Source organism: Thauera sp. (assembly GCF_034003485.1).
Taxonomy (GTDB): Bacteria; Pseudomonadota; Gammaproteobacteria; order Burkholderiales; family Rhodocyclaceae; genus Thauera.
This window is the reverse complement of sequence record NZ_JAVEYL010000058.1, coordinates 1-9,004: the sequence shown is the minus strand read 5'-3', so window position 1 is coordinate 9,004 and position 9,004 is coordinate 1. Positions and strand designations below refer to the sequence as shown.

The window sequence follows — 9,004 nt, the reverse complement described above, 5'->3', positions numbered from 1 at the left end:
TCTGCCCGCGCACGCACGAGAGGGTCCAGTCGCCCGAGGCCGTGCCGCTGACCACGGCGCCGGCCACGTCGGGGATGTCGATGCCGTTGGCCGTGAGGTTGTCGGGGCCGATCAGCACCTTGAACGGGTACGGGTCGTTGACGGTTCCATCGATCGGCACGCGCCCGATCAGCGCCGTCATGGCAACTGACCCCATGAGGGTCGAGTTCGACGGCACGGTGTACACGGCCTTCGTGGATGCGCCCACCGCGCGGCGGCCAACGTCGGTGACGGATTCCACCGTGGCCGACAGGCTTTTCTGGGCCGGCCCGAAGCTCGATGGAAAGCTCGGCGCCTTGCTCCCGCTCGTGGCGTCCACTTTGGCATCGTCGGGCTCGACCCACTGCGTGTCACTGGTGCCGCGTTCGAAGCGCTGGCCGTCACCCTCCTCCAGCCCCAGTCCGACCGGCAGATCGGACGGGCCACCCTTGCCGGCAAGGCCGTCCAGTTGCCGCTGCAGATCCTGCATCAAGCCCTGAGTCTGCTGCCTGTCGCTGGCCACTTGGGCGCGCTCCTGCCCCAGGCGGTTGCGTTCGCCTTCCAGCGCGTTCTGAATGCGCTGGTCGATCGCGCTTTCCCGCGCGCGCAGGCGCTCGTTCTCGGCCCTTTGCTGCTTGTTGTCGCCAAGCGCGCTCTGCAGCTCGGTGCGCAACTGCTTCACCTGGGCCACCAGCGTGGCGACGGTATCGCGCGGCGTGTCGCCTGCGATGCCCAGGGCTTTCATCTCCTCGGGCGTGAGCGTACTGGCGGCGCTCATGGGGGGCGGCTGGCCACTGGGGACGCCGGAGAACAGCCTGATGCCGACGAACATCAGCAACAGCGCCATCGGGATCAGCAGCCACTTGAGCAGCGGATTACTCCTCATCGCGCGCGGCTCCTGTCGAGCCGGCCGCAGCAGCCGGCGGCAGGTTCGCGGTGGCGTCGATCGGGCTCAGCGCCGGCAGCAGCGACTCGGCTAGGCCGTGGCCGCGCGTTACCAGGTAGAGCACCGTGGTGTCGGGCGAAGTGCCGGCCGGCCCCAGGTTCGGATGCTGGAAGGTCGCCGCCACGAAGTTCCCCTGCAGGGCGCGCGGGTCGAGGTCGAGCCAGCGCGCAGAGGTGTTGGTGAGTCGAACGGCAGTCACCCATTGGTCTTCCAGCCGCCACGCGGCCAGCGCCCGCGCGTGCACCGGCAGGGCCGGCAGCAAGGTGTCCAGCTTGAGCTCGCGGCGCAGATTCACGCGGCCGATGCCGGCAACCGGCTCGACCGTGCGCAGCGGCGCATACAGGTTCTGCGCGGCATGGCGTGTCAGCACGACCGGGACCGGCGTTTCGCGCAAGGGAGCGGTCTTGTCTGCGGGCGCCTCGGCCGGCTCGTCTGCGCCGCGTGTCGCACCGCCGCCGTAGCGCTTTGCGGGGGCCTCTGCTTCCACGATGCGCACCGGCTCGAGCGGCGCCTGGCCGTCCTTCGCCGGCTCGGCGGCGATGTCGAGCAGGATCATCGCGCCGGATTCCACATCCTGCAGTTGCAGCCGCGTCGGCGGAATCGGCTCGCTCGCCCGCAGGTAGATCGCGCCCCCTGCACTCTGCACACGCAAGTGGTTGCCGACGCTGGCCGGTACGCCGACGCGCACGTTGCGGTCGATGAAGACCACGCGCTCCTCACCAACCACCAGCGGCACCGGCAGCGGCAGACGCTCCCAGCGCAGGATTTCCAGGGCATGGCCGACCGGTACGAACCCGAGGATCAGCAGGATGCCGGCCAGGGCCGACAAGGCAGCGGACTTCATGGGGCGTCTCCCTGCAGGTGGCCGGAAGCGTTGGCGGGTGCACCCGCCTGGGTCGGCGTCGGCGGCGCTTCGATGCGCTGCGGTGCGCTGGCGTAGCAGTCCAGCGCCAGGCCGAAAGGGTTGTGCTCGGGGTCGATGTCCAGCCGGACGACCTTGATGGGGTAGCGCACCAGGGCGCGCTTGATCTGCTCGGGTCCGTAGTATTCGTCTGCGCTCACGTCGAGCGTGACAATCCAGTCCCGGGAGGAAACCACCTTGACGCGCACGGCCGGGTCTTCGCCGTAGCCACGCCCGGGAATCTCGTAGATGCCGCGCACGCGCTGACGCAGCTCACCGCTGGTGCGCCGGTACTCGTAGTCCTGTTGCAGAAAGGTCCGGCAGCCCGGCGTCAGGTAGGACGACAGCGCACGCAGGTTGCGTGCATAGTCCTCCTCGCCATTCGTGGGCCAGCGCTGCACCTGCTGCCAGATGTAGAACGTGAAGGCATACACGCTCTCGGGCGGCACGTCCCACCACTTGCGCGTGCTGCCCGAGCGCAGATCCGGCGGCACATGGATGGTGAGATCCTTCGGCGCACTCCACCAACCGAAGCCCAGCAGCAGCGCCACCACGAACAGCGCGCCGGCCCCGAGGCGCAGCGTCTTCACGTGGGCCTGCAGGTGCGCGACCTCGTTCCTGAACCGGCTCATGGCGCCCCTCGATCAGCACTGCGCCGGGTCGTCCAGTAGCCCGAGCGGGTGATGAGACCCTGCCCGCCCACGAGCGCCGCCAGCGCCGGGTACCGCAGGGCCAACCGCCACTCGAGCTGTCGGTACAGCCAAGTGTCAGGCCGGCCGCGTTTTTGCGCGCGCAGGAAGCCGCCGCCGACAAAGACGCCCAGCGCAATGCCGGCGACGATCAGCGTGGGCACCATGGCGATGCTGTGCGTGAGCCAGGCCAGCGGCAGGCCGAGCACAAACCCGGCCGCACCGGACAGGCCGGCGCAGATCCACAACTCGTCGGCGGTCAGCCCGCGCACGACCACCGGCTGGCGATTCAGCCGATGCGGCAGGAAGGTCACCAGCGTGTCGCACGGAGTCTCCGAAGGGAGGGCCATCACTTGCCGCCCTTACAGCACGCCGGTGGCCTTGGTGAGCAGCCAGATGCCAACCACCAGCAAGAGCGCGCCCACGGCGACCGACAGGCCAAACTGGCCCCAGGTGGCGCGACCGGTATGGATCTCCGAATAGCGTGTGTAGGCGTGATAGGACACACCGACGAACATCGAGGCGACCACGAGCAGCGCGACCAGCAGCACGATGTCGTAGCCGTAGTTCTGGATCGTCTGCATGATGCCGGTGCCGGCACCGCGCGAGGGGTCCTCCATGGTGGGCAGGGCCGCCCAGGAGGCCGCCGGCGTGGCCGCGATACCCAGTGGGGCGAGCACGGCGGCAATGCGTACGGATGGGCGCGCCGTGGTGCGAACATCAGCGCGATGAGTAGTCGAAGCGTTCATGGCGATACACCCTTTCATGGTGGTCAGGACAGGAGGAAGAAGCTCAGCACCAGGTACATCGCGACGAAACGCACGATGACGCCGAGGAACTGGCGTTCAGTCAGGCGGTGTTCAGCCCAGCCGACGTAGGCGGTACGCATCGCCCACACGCCCCACAGCAGCAACACGGCGAACACGAAAGCGAGCACCACGGCAGAGACGGCCGAAGGCGCAAAGCCGCCGGTGGCCTGGAAGGCGGCGACTTGATCGGCAGAGGGGGTCACGGCGATGGCTCCTCGTCGTTGGCGCGGTCTCTGTGGACGTAATCGCCGGCCAACGGGACGGGATCGCGCGGCTGGGCGCGCTGGGGCACAAGGTAGTCCTGCAGGCCGGCGCGAACGCGCTGCAGGTCTGCGTGCAACCGGGCGTAGTCGAAGTGGTAGCGGGCGCGTTCCTGCGGAGCGGTATTGGCGGCGTGCTCGGCGAGGCGGTCGATCAGGTTGAGTTGGCGGGCGAGCGCAGCGAGCTGCTCGCGCTCCGAGGCGGGGCCATCGGCGGCGACGGCAGGCCGCAGCGCCGAGAACGGCACGGCCAACACAAGGGCAAACGCAGCCCGTGCGAATATGCTGTAACTGGTCTGTCCCATCGTGCCCTTCCCCACTGAAGCGGATGGGCAGATGTTGTGGTGCAGGCCCGCTTTGCGCGGCGGGAAATGGGAACTGGGGCATGACCGGATTGATGGGAAGCAGGCTGCGTCGTCACAGGTACTTCTTGAACGTCGCTGCCGCAATGCACACCGCCACCCCCAGCAGCGCCGCGCTGGGCAGCAGGATCAGCAGCGGGTTCACGCTGACCGGCAGTGCCAGGTAAGTCACCCACGGCAGCACGGCCAGCGGGGTCAGGCTGGCCCGGGCGCGGTGATAAATGAACCCCGATTCGCGTCCCGCGCCGAAACGGCGGATGTCCCGGCGCACCAGCCCGTCCACCAGACCGACGAAGGCGGCCATCAGGAACAGCGGCAGGGTGAGGCACAGCACCAGCAGCCGCACGAGGAAGACCAGCGTCGTGTAGGCCGCCGCGATCAGGTAGCGCTCCAGGTTCGCGGAGACCAAGCCGATGTAGTAGCGGAAATCCTTGGTCGGGCGATGGCTGCCGGCGGCGGCCTGCGCCGAGGCGTCGCGTATCCAGTCCAGCAGGCCGCTCTTCACGAACATCCAGTCGTAACCCTGCTCGACCAGCCGGTGCGCGGTGCGCCCCGGCTCCTGCACCAGCGCGCTGCGCGTGAAATGCGTGGAGATCTGGTCCAGCTCGTAGTGCAGCATGCCCTGCGCGTGGCGCCAGCCCTGATCGGGCCAGAAGAAGTGCATGCCGATGCATTCGATCAGGATGCACAGCAGCAGCGCGCCGCACAGCACGCCGAAGAAGCGGAACGGCAGTGTGACCAGGTCGGCGATCAACCCCTGCTGTCGTTGCTGCTGACGCTGGGCCGCGACAGCCGGATCGCTCATGCTTCGGCCTCTTCGGCCGCGGCCATCTGCTTGAAGTCGGCCACGAGGTCGTCGGGCAGCGCCTTGTCCTGCAGGCCGGGGATGCCTTGGTTCTCCCACCAGTCTCCTGCCTCGACGTAGTGCTGCCGCATGTAGCCGGCCAGCTCCTGCAGATCCTTCGGCATGGCTTCGTCGGGGTCGGGTGCCGGCAGCGGCATGCGGACTTTCCAGAGGTTGCCGCCCTCGGTCAGCGCGAAGCACTGCCCCTTGGGCAGCGCCACCACATGCGCCGGCTCGATCAACGGCACGCTGTTGCTGCTGATGCGGTCCTGGGTGTTGGACGTGAACGCGGTATTGCCGTGCGGGTCGGAGCTGTCGGTGGCGCCGCTCATCAGTGCCGTGGCGTACACCTCGACCTTGGGCAGTTGTCGCGTCAGCAGCTCGGCGGTGGCGGTCTCGCGCACGCGCAGCATGAACAGGTTGTTGAAGTTGCCGACCACCTGGCCGGCCTTGGCACGGTTGCCGATGCGCGCCTCGATGTCGCTCAAGGTCTGCGTGTAGGCCGTCACCTGCACGCCGGCACCGCCGCCCTTGTTGACCATCGGAATGAACTCGTCGCCCATGAGTTCATTGAATTCGTCGGCGTGGACGTTGATCGGAATCTTGGCGCCCACCGCGGCGCCGGGCAGCCCGTCGTCGATGCCGAACTTGTAGATGTGGCCGGCGACCGAGACCAGATCGCTGAACATCGAGTTGCCCACCGCCGCCGCGACTTCGGCGTCGGACAGCGCATCCAGCCCCACGTAGACCACCGCGCGTTTGCGGATGACCTGCATCCAGTCGAAGATCGGCCGCGGGTCGGACAGGTCGGAATAGTTCGGTGCGAGCAGTTGCGCGATCTTGCCGGTGGTGAGCTTCTCCAGCAGCGGCAGCAGCGAAGCGACGATCTTGTCGAAGTACGTCCGGTCGTAGCGCACGGCGCTGCGCAGGCCGTCGAGCACCGGGTCATAGATGCGCACCTGGGACAGGTACTGTTCGAGGGCCACCACGCGCTTCTCGCGCCCGATCATGTTGCGCGGGATGTTCTTGTCGTTCAGCTTCGCTTCGAGCTGGACGATGACCTCCCAGGCCTTCGGCTCGTTCTTGGCGAAGTAGTGCTGGGCGTACTCGATGAACAGCGCGTCGATGTTGATGACGTGGCGCTGGATCAGCAGGTAGTCCGGCCGCTGCCCCAGCTCGACCAGGGCGCGGGCGATGATGTTGACGAAGCGCCAAGCGAACTCGCGGAATGCGGCGCTGTTGCCTTCGCCCGAGAGTTGTCCGGCGATGCGCGTGGCCACCTCGGAGATCCGCCCGAACCGACCGACCGCGTTGTAGCGCGCGCTGATGTCCGGCCAGCCCAGATGGAAGACGTAGAACTCGCCCTCGCGCCCTACCCTCCGGGCCTCGACGTACATGCGCTTCAACAGGTCCGCATCGCCCTTGGGGTCGAAGACGATCACCACCTCATGCTCCCCGCCGACCTTGCGGCGGATGTCCTGGGTGATGAACAGTTCGGCCAGCCGCGTCTTGCCCACGCGCGTGGTGCCCAGCACCAGGGTGTGGCCCACGCGCTCGCCCAGCGGCAGGGTGACGTCGACCTCGTGCGGCTCGATGCCATGCAGGCGGGGCATTCCGCCGACCGGCGGCAGCGGCCGCGCCGGGTTGAGCGGGCTGTCCCAGGCCAGCGCGCGCGCCAGCGTCGAGACGGGAAACGGCGCGAACTCGAGGCGCTCCTCCAGCCGCCGGGCGAGGCGGTAGATCGCCGTCGGCTCGACGTAGCGGCGAAACTCCGGCCGGTAGGTCTGCATCAGCCGGTGCGTGTGTCGCTGCTCCCAGCGAAAGCCCCGGCCGATAAACAGCCTTAGCTGACTCACCGGCACGTCGCGGCTGGTCATCACGTAGCGCGGCAGGCGGCGGATGTTGCGGCGGTAGCGCAGGATCGCCGACGCATCGCGCAGACGAATCGCGCCGAAGGTCAGGAAGGCCAGCGCCGCGCCCAGGCCGAGCAGCGGGTTCAGCGCGAGCGACCACGGTGCCACCAGGCACAGAATCGCGGCGCCGGTGCAGACCGCCACGGTATAGAGCTCCACCGCTGGCCGCAGCAGAACCTCGACCGCATGCGGCTGGGCCATTTGCGCACCTACTGCTCGACGCCGGTGGGCGTGATGAGCACCGGGTAGTGGCGCAGCCCCAGGCGCTGGGCCAGGTCGTCACCGGAGGCCGGAGACAGATTGAGGCCGACAGCCAGGCGGCGTAGTTCTGCGAGGGCCGCGGCCGATTCCACATGTACCACCAGGCCCACGGCGCCCAGCTCGCGCAGCGCTGCCTGCCGCTGGTGCAGCCAGGCGCGCGAACGCTCATCATCGCCGACCAGGAACAGCGGCATCAGGCCCGGCGCCCGGATGACGCGGTGCTGCACCTCGCCGGGCGACAGTTGCGTCGAGCGCACTGGCAACATGGCCGCTTCGGCGTCGGCGGCGTTGCCTACGCGAGGGGCTGGGATCGGGGCCGGCGGTGTGGCGTGTTCCGGCTGGGGATCCAGGGATTGGTAGTACGGCAATGCAGAGGCACCGCCACGGTCTTCGACGACGATCAGCGGTGTGGAGGCGCTCTGGGCGAAGGCGGTGCTCGTGGTCAGCAGCCCGATGGCCGCGATGGGGACGATGGGGTTCATGGTGCGATGGCTTGGACGATTGAAATGGGACCGCCGGGGTCGAGCACGCGAGTCAGGTGCCGATGCACACTGCGCCGGTAGCGCGCCGCGGGCGCCCCGCCGGCAGGCCGGTGGTAGCGGCCGATGGCAAGCAACCAGTCCTCGCCCGGCGTGTGCTGTTCGCGCAGGATCTCCGCAGCGATGGCAAGGTTACGGTAGGGGTCCAGCAGCTCGCAGGGCTGCGTGTAGCGATGCGTGTGGTAGCCGAGATTGACCTGGCCCAGGCCGGCGTCGATGCGCTTGGCCGGCGTGTGGGCGAGCGCCCGGTGCAGCCCGGCGCAGGCGTCGGTGCGGGTGGCATAGCGCCGTGGCGCGCCGGCGACGTTGAGCGTCCACGGCCAAGGGATCAGGCGCCCGCGCAGCCTGGTGCCGCTCTCCTGCAAGGCCACTGCGTATAGCACCCTGGCCGGCACGTCTGCGCGGCGTGCCGCCAGTTGATAGGCCGGCGGTGGCACCTCACGCGCCAGCGCAGCCAACGACCAGCCCCCGCTCGCGAGCAGCAGCGCGGCGCTGACGAAGCGGAGGGCGACGCCGGATAGCCGAAGCTCCAGGCCGAAGGTCCCTATTGCCGCAGCCATTCGCCGTTCGCCTCACGCACCACGGCCGGCAGATCGCCGGGCAGGCCGAGCGACAGCCAGCGCCCCGCGTCATGGTTGAGCGTGATCGTGCGGGCATGCACCCTGGCCGGGTCGATGCCCGCCTGGATGGCCCACTGCCGGATGCGCGCATCGTCCTGACGGCTGCCGACCATGTAGAGGTCGAAGGCCGTGCCGGCCGCCTGCAATTGCTGGACGCGCTGCGCGCACGGTGTGCAGTCGTCCTTGACGAACACCGCCAAGCGCCCGGAGCCGGTGTTGCCGGCCCCCTGAACCTTTGCGCCGGGCAAGCTCACGCGAAGCTGGCCGGGAAACAGGCGCTGCCATGCCTCGTCGTAAGCCCGCTGGTAGGCCAGCGTCTTGCCGACGCGCCGGGCCTCGGCCTGCACCTGCAACTCCGCGTAGCGCCTGCGCTCCTCCTCGCTGCGGGCCTCGATGCCCAGCGCCGTGAGCGGATCGAGCGCTGGCGAATAGACCCCGAGCGGTCCCTGCATCAGCTCCCGGTAGCGTGTCCAGTCTTCGGCACTCAGCCCCCAGTCGCGGGCGTGGGACTCGTCGCTACGGACAGTCGCCATCGGCCGCTCGCGGCCGGGGACAGTGGTCGTCGTGGCAGTGGGCTGGGCAACCGCGACCTGGATCGAGCTGGTCAGAAGCGCGACGGTCAGGAGGTTGACGGTCCTGTGCTGCGTCACTTGCCCCTCCTATCGCTCGGGCACCGTCAGGCGGCGGACCTCGTCGCCGTGTCGGAAGACGGCAGCGCCGTCCTCCATCACTTCGAGCCGCCAGCCGGCCTCGGTTTCACCGGCTCGCAGCAGACGGGCCTGGGCCAGCGCAGCCGCATCGGCAGGCAGGATCGACAGGAAGCGTTCGCCGGCTCGCAGCTC

Annotated in this window: 12 protein-coding genes and 1 pseudogene; all 13 read right to left on the bottom strand. The window is 68.8% G+C overall.

Features of this window, described 5'->3' with window-relative positions; genetic code table 11:
• Positions 1 to 904, bottom strand: a 904-nt coding sequence (locus RBT54_RS17625) for a TIGR03752 family integrating conjugative element protein (RefSeq protein ID WP_320368319.1), incomplete at its 3' end; no start/stop codon positions are given.
• Positions 894 to 1,808: a TIGR03749 family integrating conjugative element protein gene (locus tag RBT54_RS17620; protein WP_320368318.1), complete on the bottom strand. Its 915-nt coding sequence runs from the start codon at positions 1,806 to 1,808 to the stop codon at positions 894 to 896. The genes RBT54_RS17620 and RBT54_RS17625, both read right to left, overlap by 11 nt.
• Positions 1,805 to 2,497 carry a PFL_4703 family integrating conjugative element protein gene (locus RBT54_RS17615; RefSeq protein ID WP_320368317.1) on the bottom strand — a complete coding sequence of 231 codons (693 nt, stop codon included), beginning with the start codon at positions 2,495 to 2,497 and terminating at the stop codon, positions 1,805 to 1,807. Before RBT54_RS17615 ends, RBT54_RS17620 begins: the two co-directional genes overlap by 4 nt.
• Positions 2,494 to 2,904 (bottom strand): TIGR03750 family conjugal transfer protein, encoded by a 411-nt coding sequence (locus tag RBT54_RS17610; RefSeq protein WP_320368316.1) that lies wholly within the window; start codon positions 2,902 to 2,904, stop codon positions 2,494 to 2,496. Before RBT54_RS17610 ends, RBT54_RS17615 begins: the two co-directional genes overlap by 4 nt.
• A gap of 12 nt (positions 2,905 to 2,916) precedes the next feature.
• Positions 2,917 to 3,303, bottom strand: a complete 387-nt coding sequence (locus RBT54_RS17605) for a TIGR03745 family integrating conjugative element membrane protein (RefSeq protein WP_320368315.1) — start codon at positions 3,301 to 3,303, stop codon at positions 2,917 to 2,919.
• Positions 3,304 to 3,326: 23 nt separating this feature from the next.
• Positions 3,327 to 3,566: a TIGR03758 family integrating conjugative element protein gene (locus tag RBT54_RS17600; RefSeq protein ID WP_320368314.1), complete on the bottom strand. Its 240-nt coding sequence runs from the start codon at positions 3,564 to 3,566 to the stop codon at positions 3,327 to 3,329.
• Entirely contained in the window at positions 3,563 to 3,928 is a 366-nt protein-coding gene (locus tag RBT54_RS17595) for an RAQPRD family integrative conjugative element protein (protein WP_320368313.1), read from the bottom strand. The genes RBT54_RS17600 and RBT54_RS17595 overlap by 4 nt, the downstream gene beginning before the upstream one ends.
• Before the next feature lie 112 nt (positions 3,929 to 4,040).
• Positions 4,041 to 4,790 (bottom strand): TIGR03747 family integrating conjugative element membrane protein, encoded by a 750-nt coding sequence (locus tag RBT54_RS17590; RefSeq protein ID WP_320368312.1) that lies wholly within the window; start codon positions 4,788 to 4,790, stop codon positions 4,041 to 4,043.
• Positions 4,787 to 6,943 (bottom strand): type IV conjugative transfer system coupling protein TraD, encoded by a 2,157-nt coding sequence (gene traD / locus RBT54_RS17585; RefSeq protein ID WP_320368311.1) that lies wholly within the window; start codon positions 6,941 to 6,943, stop codon positions 4,787 to 4,789. Before traD ends, RBT54_RS17590 begins: the two co-directional genes overlap by 4 nt.
• Before the next feature lie 8 nt (positions 6,944 to 6,951).
• Positions 6,952 to 7,485 (bottom strand): integrating conjugative element protein, encoded by a 534-nt coding sequence (locus RBT54_RS17580; RefSeq protein WP_320368310.1) that lies wholly within the window; start codon positions 7,483 to 7,485, stop codon positions 6,952 to 6,954.
• On the bottom strand, positions 7,482 to 8,102 hold the full coding sequence (locus RBT54_RS17575) for a lytic transglycosylase domain-containing protein (protein WP_320368309.1): 621 nt from the start codon (positions 8,100 to 8,102) through the stop codon (positions 7,482 to 7,484). The genes RBT54_RS17580 and RBT54_RS17575 overlap by 4 nt, the downstream gene beginning before the upstream one ends.
• Positions 8,087 to 8,785 (bottom strand): TIGR03759 family integrating conjugative element protein, encoded by a 699-nt coding sequence (locus RBT54_RS17570; protein ID WP_320368320.1) that lies wholly within the window; start codon positions 8,783 to 8,785, stop codon positions 8,087 to 8,089. Before RBT54_RS17570 ends, RBT54_RS17575 begins: the two co-directional genes overlap by 16 nt.
• A 36-nt stretch (positions 8,786 to 8,821) precedes the next feature.
• Positions 8,822 to 9,004, bottom strand: a pseudogene (locus RBT54_RS17565) (hypothetical protein); the annotation flags it as partial.

Coding starts and splice junctions, on each gene's coding strand:
- RBT54_RS17595 (WP_320368313.1), bottom strand. CDS start 3,928: ATGGGACAGACCAGTTACAGCATATTCGCACGGGCTGCGTTTGCCCTT.
- RBT54_RS17615 (WP_320368317.1), bottom strand. CDS start 2,497: ATGAGCCGGTTCAGGAACGAGGTCGCGCACCTGCAGGCCCACGTGAAG.
- RBT54_RS17575 (WP_320368309.1), bottom strand. CDS start 8,102: ATGGCTGCGGCAATAGGGACCTTCGGCCTGGAGCTTCGGCTATCCGGC.
- RBT54_RS17580 (WP_320368310.1), bottom strand. CDS start 7,485: ATGAACCCCATCGTCCCCATCGCGGCCATCGGGCTGCTGACCACGAGC.
- RBT54_RS17590 (WP_320368312.1), bottom strand. CDS start 4,790: ATGAGCGATCCGGCTGTCGCGGCCCAGCGTCAGCAGCAACGACAGCAG.
- traD (WP_320368311.1), bottom strand. CDS start 6,943: ATGGCCCAGCCGCATGCGGTCGAGGTTCTGCTGCGGCCAGCGGTGGAG.
- RBT54_RS17605 (WP_320368315.1), bottom strand. CDS start 3,303: ATGAACGCTTCGACTACTCATCGCGCTGATGTTCGCACCACGGCGCGC.
- RBT54_RS17610 (WP_320368316.1), bottom strand. CDS start 2,904: ATGGCCCTCCCTTCGGAGACTCCGTGCGACACGCTGGTGACCTTCCTG.
- RBT54_RS17620 (WP_320368318.1), bottom strand. CDS start 1,808: ATGAAGTCCGCTGCCTTGTCGGCCCTGGCCGGCATCCTGCTGATCCTC.